Raw genomic sequence first — 18,233 nt, forward strand, 5'->3', positions numbered from 1 at the left:
CCCGAAAAAAAACTAAAAAAGCCGCTTGCGAGGAGATCCACGCCCCCATGTCAGTTGTAATCGCCCCCTCCCATGGAGAGCGCCATCAAGTGCGCAATGACCTGCAAGGCAACGTGCAGAGAAACCTCGCCACGCTGGTGGAGTCGTGCCGGTCAGTCGCTGACATGTGCCGCAAGATCGATGTGAACCGCCAGCAGTTCAATAAGTACCTGGCCGGCCAGCATGTGCCGTCGCAGAAGATCCTGCAGAAAATCGCGCGCTATTTCATGATGGAAGCCGAGGACCTGTTTCGTCCCCCGGCCGACTTCAAGCAGTTCTACGAAGGGTTTGAAAACGAACTGCCAATCGGGCTGCGTGCCTCCGCGCAGTTCAATCATTTCCTGCCACTGGCCAAGGCTTCGGCGCACGCGCTGGACGACTACCTGGGCGTGTATTACCGCTACCACAACTCGTCGATCTATAAAGGCCGGATCCTGCGCTCGGTGACGTGCCTCTACCGCGCGGACACGATGGTGCAGTACGTGACCGTCGAGCGCTTCCCATTGCAGGATGGCAGCGGCAAGACCGGCTACTCGTTCACCTATCACGGTTTCTGCCTGTTGCTGGGCGACCGGTTGTTCATGGTGGATTTCGAGGGCAAGCAGCGCAACGAAATCACTTTCTCGATCCTCACGCCGCAGCACCGGCGGCCCATACGCTTTTTGCATGGGTTGGTCACCGGGGTGGCGTCATCGTCCTACCGCCAGCCCTTCTCCACGCGGCTCACGTTGAACTATGTGGAAAAAGGCCTGATTCGCAAACGGCACCTGCGCGCGGCAACAGTGCTGCTGCCCGCCGACCTGTCACTGCCGGTGGAGGTGCGCGAGTACATGACGGGAGACAATGCGGCGATTGTCTGGGGCGGGCAAGACTAGCGGCAACGCCGCCCTGCTGCCCATTGCGGGCAGCAGGGCATGACTCAAGCGGTGGTCTTGTAGCGACGGATGCGGATATCCGCCTGCTCCTTGTGGCCGGCAAACCCTTCCATCGCGCAGAGTCGCGAGCAGTATTCGCCCACCAGCACCGAGGCCTCATCCGTCAGCACGCGCTGGTACGTACAGGTCTTGATGAACTTGCCCACCCACAACCCGCCGGTGTACCGCGCGGCTTTGGTGGTCGGCAGGGTGTGGTTGGTGCCGATGACTTTGTCGCCATACGAGACGTTGGTGCGCTCCCCGAGGAACAGCGCGCCGTAGTTGGTCATGTGCTCGAGGAAATACAACGGATCACGGGTCATGACCTGGACATGCTCGGAGGCGATGCGATCCGCCTCCTCCACCAGTTCTTCAACACTGTCACAGAGGATGATTTCACCGTAGTCACGCCAGGCGATGGCAGCCACTCCGGCCGTCGGAAGAACCGCCAGTTGGCGCTCGATCTCGGCTGGAATCGCCTCGGCGAGTGCACGGCAGTTGGTCAGGAACACCGCCGGAGAGTTCACGCCATGCTCTGCTTGCCCCAGCAGGTCGGCGACCACCAGTTCTGCATCGGAGGTTTCGTCAGCGATAACCAGGGTTTCGGTGGGGCCGGCAATCAGGTCGATACCGATCTTGCCGTACAACTGGCGCTTGGCTTCTGCCACATACGCGTTACCGGGGCCCACGACCATGTCGACCGGCGCAAACGTGTCGGTGCCCAAGGCAAGCGCGGCAATGGCCTGCACCCCGCCGAGGCAGTAGATCTCGTCAGCGCCCGCCAGGTGCATCGCCGTGACGATGGCCGGATGCGGGCGCCCATCGAACGGCGGCGCCACGGCCACCACGCGCTTGACGCCGGCGACCTTGGCGGTCAACACACTCATATGCGCCGACGCCAACAGCGGGTATTTGCCGCCGGGGATATAGCAGCCCACCGAGTTCACCGGAATGTTCTTGTGCCCCAGGATCACGCCCGGCAGGGTCTCGACCTCGACATCCACCAGCGCAGCCTTTTGCACCTGCGCAAAGCGGCGCACCTGCTCCTGGGCAAAGGTGATATCGCCGATCTCTTGCGCCGAGAGGCTGGCGACGCAGGCGGCAATTTCCTCATCGGTCAGACGAAAGCTGACCGGGTCCCACTGATCGAACTGCCGGGAATACTCACGGACGGCGGCATCCCCCTGGCGACCGACGTTGGCAATGATGTCAGCCACCACATCGCGAACCTGGCTCGCGATCTCGGCCTGTGCAGCCACCGGTTTGGCAGTCTTGAGGTATTGAATCATGTCTTGCTCCAGTTTAAGTACGCGTCGTCAGCCAAGCCTCGAAGCACGGGCGTGCTCGACAGATACCTGGCAACTGGAGTCGATTTTCCGGGCTGCATGGCCCTGTCCACAATTTCGCACTGACGGCCCAGGTGACGCACGATGACGCACGACGCCCCAAGTTGATTGCGGCACCAAACGCGCCTGGGGATGGCCGCCTCGCACAGTCCGGCAGGTAGCAATTGATAACATTCCGCTGTCGGAAAATTGGAATCAAACCTCACGGTGACTCACTCACGCTACGAGCCCAGTCGATAAAACCCGCGCTGGGTGACTCTGCCTGAATCAGACCGCGAGATAACACTTCATGAGCCTATCAGCGACCGTCACCCAGCCGACTGTCACGCCAGCACGCCCTCTTCCTGTAACGCCCGCCATCCCCCCTCTCCTGGCAGACGGGTCAGATCAAGCTCCGGACGCCCGCCCCGAAGCCAAGGGGGACAAAAACCTCGCGCAGGTATTTGTCACAGCCGCGCAGACCATCGCCCGGGACAGGCTTTGATTTTTAGCGCTTCCATGCGCACGCTGCACGGAACACCGAAATCTACCCCCTGGAAAGTCCTGAGTTGCACCGCACGCAATAGTGTTTTGTCATCAAGCCCATTGATAGCACCCTAACGAAACCCCCATGCTAGAGGGCTAATCTCGCGCTTATATCATTCCGAATGATAGTTACCTTTGCTTCATTCGATTCGTGACATAGCACAGCGCCGCGCATGATCCGCCCATCTCAAATACATTGGCGGATGCACCTCATGGAACAGTCACTCAAACATTTGCGCTTTCCCCTGGCGATTTTGGCCGTGGTGGTGATGAGCGCATGCGGCAAGACCCCGGAACAAGCGGCCGCCATGCCAGCTGCAAAAGTCAGCGTGGCGAAGGTGCTGGAGCAACCGGTCAACGAGTGGGACGAATTCACCGGTCGCCTGGAAGCACCGGAAACCGTGCAGATTCGTCCACGTGTCTCGGGCCAGATCGATCAGGTGGCCTTCATCGAAGGCGCCCTGGTGAAGAAAGGCGACCTGCTGTTCCAGATCGACCCGCGTCCGTTCCAGGCTGAAGTGCGCCGCCTCGAAGCCCAGCTGGCACAAACCAAAGCCGCCGCCTCGCGCAGCGACAATGAAGCCCAGCGCGGCGAACGCCTGCGCCAGAGCAATGCGATCTCCGCCGAACTGGCCGACTCGCGCACCACCGCCGCCCAGGAATCGCGCGCCGCCGTCGCCGGGATCCAGGCGCAGTTGGACCTGGCCAAGCTGAACCTGAGCTTCACCCGCGTGACCTCGCCGATCAGCGGCCGCGTCAGCCGTGCCGAAATCACCGCCGGCAACCTGGTGACCGCCGATGTCACCGCGCTCACCAGCGTGGTGTCCACCGACAAGGTCTATGCCTACTTCGACGCCGATGAGCGCGTATTCCTCAAGTACACCGAGCTGGCTCGCCAAGGCCGCCGTGGTGCTACCACCCCTGTCTACCTGGGCCTGTCCAACGAAACCGGCAACCCGCACCTGGGCCAGATGAACTTCGTCGACAACCAGGTCAACCCGGCCACCGGCACCATCCGGGGTCGCGCCGTGTTCGACAACAGCAAGGGCGAATACACCCCTGGCCTGTATGCGCGCCTGAAACTGGTCGGCAGCGGCACCTACTCCGCCGTGCTGATCAACGACGAGGCCGTGGGCACTGACCTGGGCAAGAAGTTCGTGCTGGTGATGGACGGCGACAAGCCGGCGTATCGCTCGGTGGAACTGGGGCCGAAGATCGAAGGTTTGCGCATCGTACGCAGCGGCCTGAACAAGGACGACACCATTATCGTCAAGGGCCTGCAGCGCGTGCGCCCTGGGTCGCCGGTCGCTCCGGAAACCATCCCGATGGCCAGCAAGGAAACCCTCGCGGCCTTGGCACAACAACGACAAGCGCTTGAAGCCAGCAACCTGGAGCAAGTGGCGCCGGAAAAAACCGCGCCCAAGCTCGCAGCCGTTGCGACTCCACGCGGTTAAGGGATACGACTCAAGATGAATTTTTCCAAGTTCTTCATTTCGCGGCCGATCTTCGCAGCGGTGCTCTCGCTGTTGATCCTGATCGCCGGCGCGATCTCGCTGTTCCAATTGCCGATCAGCGAATACCCCGAAGTCGTGCCGCCGACCGTGGTGGTGCGCGCCAACTTCCCGGGCGCCAACCCCAAAGTCATCGGTGAAACCGTGGCCGCTCCGCTCGAGCAAGCCATCACCGGCGTCGAGAACATGCTGTACATGTCCTCGCAGTCGACCGCCGACGGCAAGCTGACCCTGACCATCACCTTCGCCCTGGGCACCGACCTGGATAACGCGCAGGTGCAGGTACAGAACCGGGTGACGCGGACCCAGCCGAAACTGCCTGAGGAAGTGACGCGCATCGGTATCACCGTGGACAAGGCCTCCCCCGACCTGACCATGGTGGTGCACATCACCTCCCCGGACCAACGCTACAACATGCTCTACCTGTCCAACTACGCCATCCTCAATATCAAGGATGAGTTGGCACGCCTGGGCGGCGTGGGCGATGTGCAGTTGTTCGGCATGGGCGATTACTCCCTGCGTGTGTGGCTGGACCCGAACAAGACCGCCTCGCGTAACCTGACCGCCACCGATGTGGTGACGGCCATTCGCGAACAGAACCGCCAGGTGGCCGCCGGTGCATTGGGCGCGCAGCCTGCACCGAATGACACCAGCTTCCAACTCTCGGTCAACACCCAAGGCCGCCTGGTCACTGAGGAAGAGTTCGAGAATATCGTCATCCGTGCCGGCGCCAACGGCGAAATCACCCGCCTCAAAGACATTGCGCGGGTGGAGTTGGGCTCCAGCCAATACGCCCTGCGCTCGTTGATCGATAACCAGCCGGCCGTGGCGATTCCGATCTTCCAGCGCCCTGGCTCCAACGCCATCGACATCTCCAATGAAGTGCGGGCGAAGATGGCGGAGCTCAAGCAGAGCTTCCCGGAAGGCATGGATTACCGCATCGCCTATGACCCGACCGTCTTCGTGCGCGGTTCCATCGAGGCAGTGGTCCACACCTTGTTCGAAGCACTGATCCTGGTGGTGCTGGTGGTGATCCTGTTCCTGCAGACCTGGCGCGCCTCGATCATTCCATTGGTGGCGGTGCCGGTATCGTTGATCGGTACGTTTGCGGTGATGCACCTGTTCGGCTTCTCACTCAACGCGCTGTCACTGTTCGGCCTGGTATTGGCCATCGGCATCGTGGTGGACGACGCCATCGTGGTGGTGGAGAACGTCGAGCGGAACATCGAATTGGGATTGGAACCGTTCCCGGCCACTGAAAAGGCCATGAGCGAAGTGACCGGCCCGATCATCGCAACCGCGTTGGTACTGTGTGCGGTGTTCGTTCCAGCGGCCTTCATCAGCGGCTTGACCGGACAGTTCTATAAGCAGTTCGCCTTGACCATTGCGATCTCGACGGTGATTTCGGCGTTCAACTCGCTGACCCTGTCGCCCGCGCTGGCAGCGGTATTGCTTAAAGGTCACGACGCACCGAAGGATCGCTTCTCCAAGTTCCTCGACAAGTTGCTCGGCGGCTGGTTGTTCAAACCGTTCAACCGCTTCTTCGACAAAGCCAGCCATGGTTACGTCGGCACCGTGCGCCGGGTGATTCGCGGCAGTGGCATTGCGCTGTTCCTGTACGCCGGCCTGATGGTACTGACCTGGCTGGGCTTCGCCCACACGCCGACCGGTTTCGTTCCGGCCCAGGACAAGCAATACCTGGTGGCCTTCGCGCAATTGCCGGACGCTGCGAGCCTGGACCGCACCGAAGACGTGATCAAGCGCATGTCTGACATCGCCATGAAACAGCCCGGCGTGGAAAGCGCTATCGCCTTCCCCGGCCTGTCGATCAACGGTTTCACCAACAGCCCGAACAACGGCATCGTGTTCGTGACCTTGAAGCCATTCGAGGAGCGTAAAGACCCGAGCCTGTCCGCAGGTGCGATTGCCGGTGCACTGAACGGCAAGTACAGCAGCATCGAAGAAGCCTACATGGCGATCTTCCCGCCGCCGCCGGTACAGGGCCTGGGGACGATTGGCGGCTTCCGCCTGCAGGTCGAAGACCGTGGCAACCTGGGTTATGACGAGCTGTACAAAGAAGTGCAGAACATCATCACCAAGAGCCGTGGCGTACCTGAGTTGTTCGGCCTGTTCACCAGCTACACGGTCAACGTGCCGCAGGTCGATGCTGCCATCGACCGTGAAAAGGCCAAGACCCACGGCGTGGCGATCAGCGACATCTTCGACACCCTGCAGATCTACCTGGGTTCGTTGTATGCCAACGACTTCAACCGCTTCGGCCGTACTTACCAGGTCAACGTGCAGGCTGAGCAGCAGTTCCGCCAGGATGAAGACCAGATCGGCCAGCTGAAAGTGCGTAACAACAAAGGCGAGATGATCCCGCTGGCGACCTTTATCAAGGTCAGCGACACCTCGGGCCCGGACCGCGTGATGCACTACAACGGCTTCATCACCGCAGAAATCAACGGCAACGCCGCACCGGGCTACAGCTCCGGCCAGGCCCAGGCGGCGATTGAAAAACTGTTGAAGGATGAACTGCCCAACGGCATGACCTACGAGTGGACCGACCTGACGTATCAGCAAATCCTCTCGGGCAACACCGCGCTGTTCGTGTTCCCGCTCTGCGTACTGCTGGCGTTCCTGGTACTGGCCGCCCAATACGAAAGCTGGAGCCTGCCGTTGGCGGTGATCCTGATCGTACCGATGACGCTGCTGTCGGCCATCACCGGGGTGATTATCTCGGGCGGCGACAACAACATCTTCACCCAGATCGGCCTGATCGTACTGGTGGGCCTGGCGTGTAAGAACGCGATTCTGATCGTCGAGTTTGCCAAGGATAAACAAGCCGAGGGTCTCGACCCACTGGCGGCGGTACTCGAAGCGTGCCGTCTGCGTCTGCGGCCGATCCTGATGACCTCGTTCGCCTTCATCATGGGTGTAGTGCCCCTGGTGTTGTCCAGCGGTGCCGGTGCCGAGATGCGTCATGCCATGGGTGTGGCGGTGTTCTCCGGGATGATCGGGGTGACCTTCTTCGGTCTGTTGCTGACACCAGTGTTCTACGTACTGATCCGACGTTATGTGGAGCGCCAGGACGCGCGCAAAGCGGCCAAGGCCTTGAAGCTGGAGACACAGCAATGAGCGTGAAAATATTCCTGCCGAGCCTCCTGGTACTGGCGCTTGCCGCCTGTGCCGTGGGCCCGGACTACAAGACCCAGACCCCGGAGGCGGCCAATATCACCGCCGCCGTGGACGCCAAGAACTACGACCACGCCAAGTTCGAAGGCATCTGGTGGCAGCAATTCGAGGACCCGACCCTCAACCAGTTGGTGACTCAGTCGCTGCAAGGTAACCGTGACCTGCGCGTCGCCTTTGCCCGCCTGCGTGCTGCCCGTGCGATTCGCGATGACGCCAGCAACGACGCCATGCCGGTAATTACCAGCCGCGCCAGCAGTGACCTGGGCAAAGGGCAGATCCCTGGCCAGACCACCAAGCGCGTCAACAGCGAGCGTTACGACCTGGGCCTGGACATGGCCTGGGAACTGGACCTGTTCGGTCGCATCCAGCGCAACCTGGAAGCCACCGACGCCGACCAGCAGGCTGCCGAAGCCGACCTGTACCAACTGCAAGTCACCATGATTGCCGAACTGGTGGACGCCTATGGTCAACTGCGCGGCGCACAATTGCGTGAACGCATTGCCCTGGACAACCTGAAGAACCAGCAGGATTCGCGCACCATCACCGTCAGCCTGCGCGATGCCGGGGTCGGCGACCAACTCGACGTCGAGCGTGCCGACGCACGTCTCGCGGCGGTGGAAGCCAGCGTGCCGCAACTGCAGGCCGAACAAGTGCGCGAGCGCAACCGCATCGCCACCCTCCTCGGCCAGCGCCCCGACAAGCTGACCGTCGACCTGAGCCCCAAAGACCTGCCGGCGATTGCCAAGGCGTTGCCGATCGGCGACCCGGGGCAACTGCTGCAACGGCGCCCGGACATCCTCAGCGCCGAACGCAAACTGGCCGCCGCCACCGCGCGTATCGGCGTGGCCAAGGCCGACCTGTTCCCACGGGTCAGCCTCAGCGGTTTCCTCGGCTTTACCGCCGGGCGGGGTTCGCAGATCGGCTCATCGGCCGCCAACGCCTGGGCCCTTGGCCCGAGCATCACCTGGGCCGCATTTGACCTGGGCAGCGTGCGCGCACGTTTGCGCGGTGCCGATGCACAGGCCGATGGCGCCCTGGCGACCTACGAGCAGCAAGTCCTGCTCGCACTGGAAGAGTCCGAAAATGCCTTCAGCGATTACGGCAAACGCCAGCAACGCCTGGTCTCGCTGATCCGTCAAAGCGAATCCAGCCGCGCCGCCGCCGACCTCGCGGCAATCCGCTACCGCGAAGGCACCGTGGACTTCCTGGTGCTGCTCGACGCACAACGTGAACGCCTGGCCGCCGAAGACTCCCAGGCCCAGGCCGAAGTAGACCTGTATCGCGGCATCGTGGCGATCTACAAAGCATTGGGTGGTGGCTGGCAGCCGGATACGGTGGTAGCAACCGCCAAGTAATTCAAGCGCTCCTTTGGTTGGTCGCATCCAGCCAATTTTTAGCCCCGTGGTCCATTCGGTCACGGGGCTTTTTTTGTTTGGAGGGTCCTGGAATGTTGAACACTTGAATCGTCCTGGGCTGACTGTTGAAACGTGGCGCACGAACTCCACCCTTCCAAGCGTCAGCGCAAAGCTGATGCCTTACGTAGCCTCATTCAAAATCAAACTCCGATAATGCCCCGGATTCGATCCGCTCCATTTACGAAACGCCTTGTAAAACGAACTGGTATCGGCAAACCCCAGCCGCTCGGCAATCTGCGCGAAGCTGATCTGCGGTTCCGCCAGCCAGACAATCGCCAGCTCTTTGCGCACGCTGTCCTTGAGGCCTTGGTAGGTCTGCCCCTCTTCCGCCAGGCGCCGGCGCAGGGTTGATGCAGAGATACACAGGCTGGTAGCGAGGCCCTCGGTTTCCGGCCAGGTGTCGGGGGGCATTCGGCGCAGGTCATGCTTGATGCGGTTGGCCAGGCTGTCGGGGTCGCGGTATTTGACCAGGATGTTGGCCGGCGCATGGGCCAGGAAGCGTTTGAGTTCCTCTGCGCTGCGCTTGATTGGCAGGTCCAGGCAGTCGGCCGAAAAGATCATGCGGGTGCGTGGCCGATCAAACCGTAGGTTGTCGGAAAACATCACCTGATAGTCATCGCAGAAATCCGGCCGGGGGCAGCGCAGTTCGATGGCCAGGATCGGGATGCGTCGCCCTGCCAGCCAACAGGCCACGCCATGGACGATCATCCAGTAGGTGAAGTAGGTAAACGCCCGCTTGGGCTCGACCTCAGGCTCCAACAGCACGATCTCGGCCAGGCTTTGCTGGCGCACCAACTGGGCGGGCAGTTGCTCGAACATCAAGGATAAAAACCCCAGGCCGGTTTCCAGGCTGGCGTCCAGGCTCGTTTGCGCCATAGCTGCGCGACACAGGAACGCCAGGCTGCCGGATTTGAGCTTGCGTGGGTCCATGCCGAAGAACTCATCGTCCAGGCGTCGCGCCAGCAGGCGCCACAAACGTGCGTAGGTGGTGGCCGACACGCGTGCAGCGGGCTGGTCGAGCAGTGCCGGGTCGATGCCGACTTTGTTCAGCACTTCAACGCTGGCCGCACCCGGCGCGCAGCTCTGCAACAGGGCTTCGCGCACGAGGTGGATGGAAATGGTGTCTTTTTCCGACATGGGAGGTTGGGCAATCCGATCGCGCACAAGATGGCCTGCATCATAAGGGCGGTTGCGCTTCGCCACCACCGTTCAGCCGCTGTTCAGCAAACGTCAATATTCCTTGTTTAGTAATGAGTATCATTATGTTACAACTTAGCCTTCTATCTAGTTATGATGCGGTGCCGAATGCTTGTTCCTTTTCTCATCATGCTGCGCGAAGGCATTGAAGCCGCGCTGATCGTCGGCATCATCGCCAGTTACCTGCAGCAGACCGGCCGCGGCCAGTGGATGCCCGCCGTCTGGATCGGCGTCTTCCTCGCCGCCGCGCTCGCGTTGCTGGTGGGTGGTGGCCTGGAACTGGTCAGCGCCGAATTCCCGCAAAAACAGCAGGAATTGTTCGAAGGCATCGTCGGCCTGGTCGCCGTGGGCATCCTCAGCTCCATGGTGTTCTGGATGCGCAAGGTCGCGCGCTCGATCAAGCACGCCCTGCATGAATCTCTCGACCACGCGCTGGCCGGCTCCAAGCACCAGGTCACGGCGCTGATCCTGATGGTGTTTTTTGCCGTGGCCCGTGAAGGCCTGGAAACGGTGTTTTTCCTGCTGGCGGTGTTCCAGCAGAGCGAAGGCCCGGGCGCTCCGATTGGCGCCCTGCTCGGCCTGATCCTGGCGATTGTCGTCGGCTTCCTGATCTACTCCGGCAGCATGCGCCTGAACCTCGGCGCGTTCTTCCGCTGGACTGGCCTGTTCATCCTGGTGGTGGCTGCCGGCATCCTGGCCAACTCGGTGCAGGCCCTCCACGAAGCCGGCGTGTGGAACCACTGGCAGACGGTCTTGTTCGATTTCAGCGCCGTGCTGCCGATGGACAGCCCGCTGGGCTCGGTGCTGGCCGGGATGTTCGGCTATCAGGAAGCACCGACCATCAGCACGCTGGGCGCCTACCTGATTTACCTGGTGGTGGCCCTGGTGATGTTCTTCCTGCCTGCGGCACCGGCCAAGCCTGCCGCCACCACCTCTTCCGTTTCCAGCCATTAAGGACCGTCTCTTGTCCAACCCAACTCCTCAGCCGGCTTCGCCACCCCGCGCCTTGCGCTGGGCCGTGGCGGGCTCGGTGGTCGTGATGATCGCCGCCGGCGGCCTGTTCTATTACGCCTCGCAGCTGGCCGCCAGCAAGCGCCAGGCCAACCACAATGAAATCGCCGTGACCATTCATGGCCATGCCTGCGAACCCAACGAACTGACCGTACCGGCTGGCCGAGCGAGCTTTCGCATCATCAACCGCTCGGACCGGGCGGTGGAATGGGAAATCCTCGACGGCGTGCTGGTGGTCGAAGAGCGCGAAAACATTGCGCCGGGCCTGAGCCAGGTGATCAACGCCAACCTGTTGCCCGGCGATTACGCGATTACCTGCGGCTTGCTGAGCAACCCGCGCGGCACCTTGCATGTGACGCCAACGGCGGAGTCCGATGCCCAGGCCAAGGCCAAGCCGTCGATGGTGGCGTTTATCGGCCCGCTGTCGGAGTTTCGCGTGTACCTGAGCAGCCAGGGCAGCGCGCTGGTCAAGGCGGTGACCGCCCTGCAGCAGGCAATCGACGCCGGTGACCTGGCCCAGGCGCAGGCCCTGTATGTGCCGGCCCGCGAGGCTTATCAACGGTTGGCGCCAGCGTCACAGCGCCTGGCCGAGTTGGACAACGCCATCAACGCGCGTGCCGATTACTTCGAAAAGCGCGAACAGGACCCGGCCTTCAGCGGCTTCCACCGCCTCGAATACAGCCTGTTCCAGCAACGCACCGTCGAGGGCCTGGCCCCGGTTGCGCAGCGCCTGCTGACCGACGTCACCACGCTCAAGCAGCAGCTGCTGGCCCAGTCGCTGCCGCCGGAGCAACTGGTGGGCATCGTGGTGCGCAACCTCAATAGCCTCGCCGACGTACGCGCCCTAAGCGGTGAGGAAGAGCGCTACAGCCATATCGACCTGAATGGCTTTGCCGCCAACCTCGAAGCCGCGCACAAAGTGGTCGAGCTGATGCGTCCGCTATTGACCAAATCCGCCGCTGACCTGCTGCCGAAAGTCGACAGCGCCCTCGCCGCCTTCGATGCCGAGTTGCAAGGCTTCAAGGTCGACAAAAGCTACGCGACGTATGACAGCGTCACCGCCGATCAGCGCAAGCAGATCGCCGACAAGGCCAAGGCTCTGGCCGCTGCACTCGATGGAATTGACCCAGCCCTTGGCCTCTCCGGCCTGCAGTGAAGACGACCGTACCCATGAGTGATTCAGAACAATTTTCCGCACAGCGCCGCCGTGTCCTGCTGGGCATGGCCGCGACCGGCGCCGCGATTGCCGGCAGTACCCTGACCTGCCCGGCCATGGCGGCCGCCGCCGAGCAAGTCACCACCGCACCGCGCAGTGACAAGACCCAGGACCACCACGATTATTTCGGCAAGCACCAGAGCGGCATCGTCACCCCGCGCCCGGCCTGCGGGATGCTGGTGGCATTCGATGTATTGGCCAGCGACCGCGAGGACCTGGAGCGCCTGTTCCGCACCTTGAACGAGCGCATCAGCTTCCTGATGACCGGCGGCACTGTGCCGCAAGTCGATCCGAAGTTGCCGCCCACCGATTCCGGGATTCTCGGCCCGGTGGTCACCCCGGACAACCTGACCATCACCGTGTCCGTTGGCGAATCGCTGTTCGATGAGCGCTTTGGCCTCACCGCCGCCAAACCCAAGCGCCTGAGCCGCATGGTCGGTTTCCCCAACGATGCGCTGGAACCGGCGCAGTGCCATGGCGACCTGAGCCTGCAGTTCAGCTCGAACACCCCGGACACCAATATCCACGCCCTGCGCGACATCGTGAAGAACCTGCCCGACCTGCTGCTGGTGCGCTGGAAACAGGAAGGCAGCGTGCCGCCCCAGGCACCGAGCAAACCCGGAGAGCCCGCGCAGAGCGCGCGCAATTTCCTCGGTTTCCGTGACGGTTCGGCCAATCCGAACTCCAACGACGACACGGCGATGAACCAGATCGTCTGGGTGCAGCCTGGCAGCGACGAACCCGCCTGGGCGGTGAATGGCAGCTACCAGGCCGTGCGCATCATCCGCAACTTCGTCGAACGCTGGGATCGCACGCCGCTGCAGGAACAGGAAAGCATCATCGGCCGCGTCAAGACCACGGGCGCGCCCATGGACGGCCATCAGGAAACCCAGGTGCCGGACTACAGCAAGGACCCCGAAGGCAAGTTGACCAAGCTCGATGCCCACATCCGCCTGGCCAACCCGCGCACCCCGCAGACTCAGGCCAACCTGATCCTGCGTCGGCCGTTCAACTACTCCAACGGCGTGAATAAAAACGGTCAGCTGGACATGGGGCTGCTGTTCATCTGCTACCAGGCTGACCTGGAGAAAGGTTTTATCAGTGTGCAAACCCGGCTCAACGGCGAGCCCCTGGAGGAATACCTCAAGCCGGTCGGCGGCGGGTATTTCTTCACCTTGCCAGGCGTCGCCGGGCCCAAGGATTTCATTGGGCGCACGCTGCTCGCTGCAACGCATCCTCAAACCACTGCCAACACCTAAAACAAACCCAGAGCGGAAACCGTCCCATGAAGAAGTCGACCCTCGCGTTGTCGTTGTTTATGACCCTCTCGCCACTGGCAGCCTTCGCCGCCACGGCGCCGTTGGACCTGGTAGGCCCGGTTTCGGACTACAAGATCTACGTCACCGAAGAAATCGGCGAGCTGGTGACCCAGACCCAGGCGTTCACCGACGCCATCAACAAGGGCGACCTGGCCACCGCCAAGAAGCTCTACGCACCGACCCGTGTGCACTACGAGTCCATCGAGCCGATCGCCGAGCTGTTCAGTGACCTGGATGCCTCGATCGACTCCCGTGTCGATGACCACGAGAAAGGCGTGACGGCGGAAGACTTCACCGGTTTCCACCGCATCGAGTACGTGCTGTTCTCGCAGAACACCACCAAGGGCCTGGAGACGCTGACCGCCAAGCTCAACACCGACGTCAACGACCTCAAGACCCGCGTCGATGGCCTGACCTTCCCACCGGAAAAAGTCGTCGGCGGCGCCGCAGCGCTGCTGGAAGAAGTCGCCGCGACCAAGATCTCCGGCGAAGAAGATCGCTACAGCCACACCGACCTCTACGACTTCCAAGGCAACATCGACGGCGCGAAGAAAATCGTCGACCTGTTCCGTGGCCAGATCGAGAAGCAGGACAAGGCGTTCCTGGCCAAGGTCGACAAGAACTTCGCCACCGTGGACAAGATCCTGGCCAAGTACAAGACCAAGGACGGCGGGTTTGAAACCTACGACAAGGTCAAGGAAAACGATCGCAAGGCGCTGGTTGGCCCGGTCAACACCCTGGCCGAAGACCTGTCGACCCTGCGCGGCAAGCTGGGCCTGAACTGATCAGGCGCACCTGACCTCCCGCGCCGGGCGCGGGAGGTCAGCGGCTCAACGGGCCGGCTGGAACCCGTTCAGTGGCGTGCCGAAGGGTTTGCCATTGCGCGGGTCAATGCATACCAGCGGCCATTGTAGGGTGTCGCGTGCGCCTCAGCCCCTTTGTAGCCTCCAGCGTTTCCCGCTGTCGGCATGCCGCCGGACGCCTCGGTACTGCTCGCCTGCCCGGCAGCGACGAGTAAATAGGTACGCAGCTTCTCCTCGGCGGTGACCATATGCGGCATCACCTTGCCCCACTTCAACGCCCCCCCGGCCAGCAACACCGGCAACTTCACCACCCCCTTGATCGCGGCATTGATCAACTGCGGGTAACCATCCAACGGATTCAGCGCCGCACTGGCAAACAAACCAGACTGCCGGACGAAGTCGAACGCACGGTCGCTGAAGCTCGCTGCAGGCTTTAAAGGCACCGACGCTATGGCAGGAGGCTTGAACCGCGTGGCCAGCCTGGTCAGCCGATTGGGCATCAAGGTCTTGGCCGAGCGGATCAGCCCTCGGGCTTGCCCGCCCGCCCCAATGGTCACGCCGACAACATCCAGCGCCAGGTTAGCCAGGCCGGCACCGATATTGCCCTGCTTGAACTCCTGATACGCGCCCACGAAGGGTACGAACCCCAACAGAAATGCATGCTCGCGGGCCCGCTCTTCACGGCGTCGCTCCAGTGGCAGCGGCTCTCTTGCGCGTTGCAACATCGACTCGCTGGATTCGTAAAAATTGTCCTGGGCGATCCTGTCGGCAATGCTTTGCGTCTTTCGTGAGGCATAAGTGTCCGGCACGTAGGATTGCGCCGTATGGTTGGCGGGCAATTCGCGCGCGGGAAAATGCTCCCCCAACCGCTCCGCGATCACCGCCGAGGACGTCACTTGGGGGCGAGGCTGGGAGCCGGCGGCATAGGCCTCGAAATCGAACGGCATCTGCGTACCGCGTACCACCGGCAGATACACAGAGCCACGCCGTGCTGGATAGCGCTCACGACGAATGACGCCATCCAGCTCGATGGTCCTGGGCAAATCCGTGCGCTTGATGATCTTGCCGTGGGCGAACACCTCGAAATACACCACCTCGGCTCCATGCTCCACGCGCATCAAGGTGCCTTGTCGCGCCCTGCGCGCGAGCCTGAGCGCCGCGGTTTCGTTGTCTTCGGTCACACCGGTTTCGCCACGCAAGGTGAACAGCTCGACCTTGCCCAGTTCCAGCAACCGGCGATCATCCAGCGGCAATTCGGCAAGCATCAGCTTGAGCTTGATGGCATAGGCCTGCTGAAGCTGATCCTGATGATGGCTGACTGTGGTCTTCAGCAACCCGTCGAGTTCAGGCAGGCGGCGAATAATTCTGTCGAGCCGGGCGCGCGCCGCCTCAGGCACCTGTGGTGTCCTGGCAGGTTTGTACGGTGTTTTCGCCGCAGGCGGGAATGCGGGCATGTCTTCGCTGAGCACCCACTTGCCCGGCGTGAGGTCGCCCGTCATGTAGGCTTCGATCAACGAGCGGGTGCGCGGCTCCGAGATCGGCAGGTTGCGCCGGTCCTCGGCGCTGGCCAGTTGCACGCTGAGGTTTTCCAGCTCAGCCGGGGTGGTGCCAGGCAATACGCGCAGCAGCTCCTTGACGGCCAGGGCCCTGCGCGTCGGCAGCGACGTGCTCGCATAGGTAAAGGCGCTGGCGGCCTCTTCCCGCTGCTTGAAAAACGCCTGCGCGGCGTCCTCGATATCCGCCTGCGAGTATTCCCCGTCACTGCGCTGCCTGATGCTGCCGTTCAACACCCCCCAGTCCGCGAGGATCTTCAGCGCCTTAAGCTGCATCAGCGTGGCCTGACCATCACTGGTGGGCGCCAGCGTGGTCAGGGTGCTGACCTGTTGCTCGTTCATCATTCTCGACGTTCCCGGCGCGTGGTGATCGGCCAATGCGCAGCCCAGGCGCAACTCCATCCAGGCCGGGGTGCCGAAGTGCACCGACTCCGGCACATCGTGCACCAGCATTTCCGGCGCCGCCTGGGCCAGACAGAGCTGGGTCGCCACGACTGCCAGCTTGGGGTCCAGGCCTTTTTGCTGCAGATGAAGCTCGATATCACGGCGCACGGCGCTGAAACTGCGGCCCATGTTCGAGGGCTGGTAGATCGAATAACCGGCGACCTCGCCTGGCTTGCCGGGCATCGCGGGATCGACCTGCAGCTTGATCGCGGCAATCACCAGCTGTTGGCGCAACACCTTGGGCAACGCCTCGGCACCGCCGGGACCGACCGGCCACTGGATCGCGCTGACCAGCTGTTCGGCAAATGCCAAGGCGTCCTCGCTGTCGAGCAGCCTGTCCAGGTGGGCCTGCGGATCCGCCTGCAGCGCTTGCAGCGTGACATTCGACAGTGCATCAAACCTTCTGGAGTTCGGGCTGCCCAGGCGAATACTGGCCATCGCACTCACATTTTGCCGGTCTTCCTCGGTCAGCGCGCCGGGTGTCCATGGCTGCGTGAGCAAGGCGCCATAGTCTCCCAGGGGGGGCGGCGTCGGCAAAGAAGTGCGCAGCCAGGCGATCACATTGCGTGTTTCTTCCACGCTGCGCGGCGAGCCCAGCCCCTTCAGGTCCAGCAATTGGCGAATATCCTGACGCGGTGTCGAATACACGCTGTTGCCCAACGAAGCGCTGAGCGCGGTCAGCGCCTTGAACTCCTCGCCCAGTGCGCGCTCTGCCTCGATGTGGTGGGTCAAGTCCAACCAGCCGCCGACCGGGCTCAGGCATTCCAGCCGGCCTTGCGACACCCGAAATGGCGCGTCCGGCCAGGCGACTCCTTCACGCTCGAGCAGGCGGGTCATATCGGCACGTGCAACAAACTGCTGCAAGCGCTCCATGGCCGCCTGGCTGTCCCGGGGTAACGCCGACGCCGGCGAGACTTCGCTGGCATGACTCGACCAATCGGTGCGCGCTGTCGGCGGCAGATGCTCAAGCTCGGCCTCAAGGCGATCGGCCAGGTAATCGCGCTCCTCCAGTTCGCCGATCACCTGCCATGTCTGCTCAAGAGCACCGGCGTTGACGCGGCCGACCAATGGGTGCGGCAGCCACAGCGCGTCGTCTCGATCGATAAAAGGCAGCCCCTGATTGGTCGGGTCGAGCAGTTCGCGAATCGGTCGCAAGGTGCGCGAAACCTCATTCCAGCCGGAGTTGTCGGTCAGGCTGAAGCGGACTGCGCTGCGCACGCCATCGTGATTGGCATAGCCCTCGACATAGTCACGGTGAAACGTCAGGGTCGCCGGTTCAAGGCGCTGCTCGGCCATCCACTGTTGCAACAGTGGACGTTTGAGCAACTGCTGGTACAGGCGCAGCGCAGGTCCCGGGCGGCTGTCCGGCGGCACCTCGACCAAGGTGTGGCCGCTGGTTTCAGCGGCAGCGATGCGCTCAGCCAACTGGACGTCGGCGCCGGCGACCCGGCCACGATCCTGGGTGGGTAATCGCGTCCACCTGTCCTCGGGTTCGGGCTGCTGCGCGACTACGGCGCGCCGCCTGCGTGGACTGGAGGATTGATCCCATGCGGGTTCGGGTGCAGCAATCACTGCGCTCGAAGACAGCGCAGTGGGAGGCAGGGGTAAACGGTTGCTCAGTGACATCAGCATAGGACAGGGCTCTCTCGGTTACGTCCATAAGGACCAGGTCCGCCCATCCGTGAACGGTGAAAGCCACTGTAGGGACGCTACACCCAAGCTGAATGTAAGCAGTATCCGATGCC

The 18,233-nt window shown here is 62.4% G+C and carries 11 protein-coding genes; 8 read left to right on the plus strand and 3 right to left on the minus strand.

Annotated features, from left to right (window positions below):
• Window positions 1-47 precede the first annotated feature (47 nt).
• Entirely contained in the window at window positions 48-914 is an 867-nt protein-coding gene (locus NTD80_RS04505; protein WP_065905153.1) for a helix-turn-helix transcriptional regulator, read from the plus strand.
• Window positions 915-958: 44 nt separating this feature from the next.
• Here NTD80_RS04505 and hisD read toward each other — a convergent pair whose 3' ends face one another.
• On the minus strand, window positions 959-2,242 hold the full coding sequence (hisD, locus tag NTD80_RS04510) for a histidinol dehydrogenase (protein ID WP_106803998.1): 1,284 nt from the start codon (window positions 2,240-2,242) through the stop codon (window positions 959-961).
• A 794-nt stretch (window positions 2,243-3,036) separates the two neighbouring features.
• Here hisD and mexE point away from each other — a divergent pair.
• From mexE to NTD80_RS04525, 3 genes are read left to right on the plus strand one after another with little or no spacing between them, the layout of a single operon-like run.
• Window positions 3,037-4,278, plus strand: a complete 1,242-nt coding sequence (gene mexE, locus NTD80_RS04515) for a multidrug efflux RND transporter periplasmic adaptor subunit MexE (RefSeq protein WP_065905152.1) — start codon at window positions 3,037-3,039, stop codon at window positions 4,276-4,278.
• 15 nt (window positions 4,279-4,293) lie between these two features.
• A complete protein-coding gene (locus NTD80_RS04520; RefSeq protein WP_120448513.1) occupies window positions 4,294-7,473 on the plus strand; it encodes an efflux RND transporter permease subunit in 3,180 nt (1,059 codons plus the stop codon).
• The gene (locus tag NTD80_RS04525) at window positions 7,470-8,885 is read left to right on the plus strand and encodes an efflux transporter outer membrane subunit (RefSeq protein ID WP_120448512.1); all 1,416 of its coding nucleotides are present in this window, start codon (window positions 7,470-7,472) and stop codon (window positions 8,883-8,885) included. Before NTD80_RS04520 ends, NTD80_RS04525 begins: the two co-directional genes overlap by 4 nt.
• A 180-nt stretch (window positions 8,886-9,065) precedes the next feature.
• Here the strand turns inward: NTD80_RS04525 and NTD80_RS04530 are convergent, their stop codons facing one another.
• Window positions 9,066-10,082, minus strand: coding sequence for an AraC family transcriptional regulator (locus NTD80_RS04530; RefSeq protein ID WP_106805675.1), 1,017 nt, complete (start codon window positions 10,080-10,082; stop codon window positions 9,066-9,068).
• 168 nt (window positions 10,083-10,250) lie between these two features.
• On the opposite strand from NTD80_RS04530, the gene efeU reads away from it, so the two are divergent.
• The 4 genes from efeU to efeO (NTD80_RS04550) are packed head-to-tail and all read left to right on the plus strand — an operon-like array spanning window position 10,251 to window position 14,473.
• Entirely contained in the window at window positions 10,251-11,096 is an 846-nt protein-coding gene (gene efeU / locus NTD80_RS04535; protein ID WP_213551480.1) for an iron uptake transporter permease EfeU, read from the plus strand.
• A gap of 10 nt (window positions 11,097-11,106) precedes the next feature.
• Window positions 11,107-12,309 (plus strand): iron uptake system protein EfeO, encoded by a 1,203-nt coding sequence (gene efeO, locus NTD80_RS04540; RefSeq protein ID WP_262132329.1) that lies wholly within the window; start codon window positions 11,107-11,109, stop codon window positions 12,307-12,309.
• A 14-nt stretch (window positions 12,310-12,323) separates the two neighbouring features.
• Window positions 12,324-13,628 (plus strand): iron uptake transporter deferrochelatase/peroxidase subunit, encoded by a 1,305-nt coding sequence (gene efeB / locus NTD80_RS04545; RefSeq protein WP_262132331.1) that lies wholly within the window; start codon window positions 12,324-12,326, stop codon window positions 13,626-13,628.
• Window positions 13,629-13,654: 26 nt separating this feature from the next.
• Window positions 13,655-14,473: an iron uptake system protein EfeO gene (gene efeO, locus NTD80_RS04550; protein WP_106804004.1), complete on the plus strand. Its 819-nt coding sequence runs from the start codon at window positions 13,655-13,657 to the stop codon at window positions 14,471-14,473.
• Between the two features lie 68 nt (window positions 14,474-14,541).
• On the opposite strand, the gene NTD80_RS04555 is transcribed toward efeO (NTD80_RS04550), so the two are convergent.
• Complete coding sequence (locus NTD80_RS04555) at window positions 14,542-17,913, minus strand: hypothetical protein (protein ID WP_262132334.1); 3,372 nt, start codon at window positions 17,911-17,913, stop codon at window positions 14,542-14,544.
• Window positions 17,914-18,233 lie beyond the last annotated feature (320 nt).

The organism is Pseudomonas sp. 13B_2.1_Bac1 (assembly GCF_025466155.1).
Classification (GTDB): domain Bacteria; phylum Pseudomonadota; class Gammaproteobacteria; order Pseudomonadales; family Pseudomonadaceae; genus Aquipseudomonas; species Aquipseudomonas aylmerensis.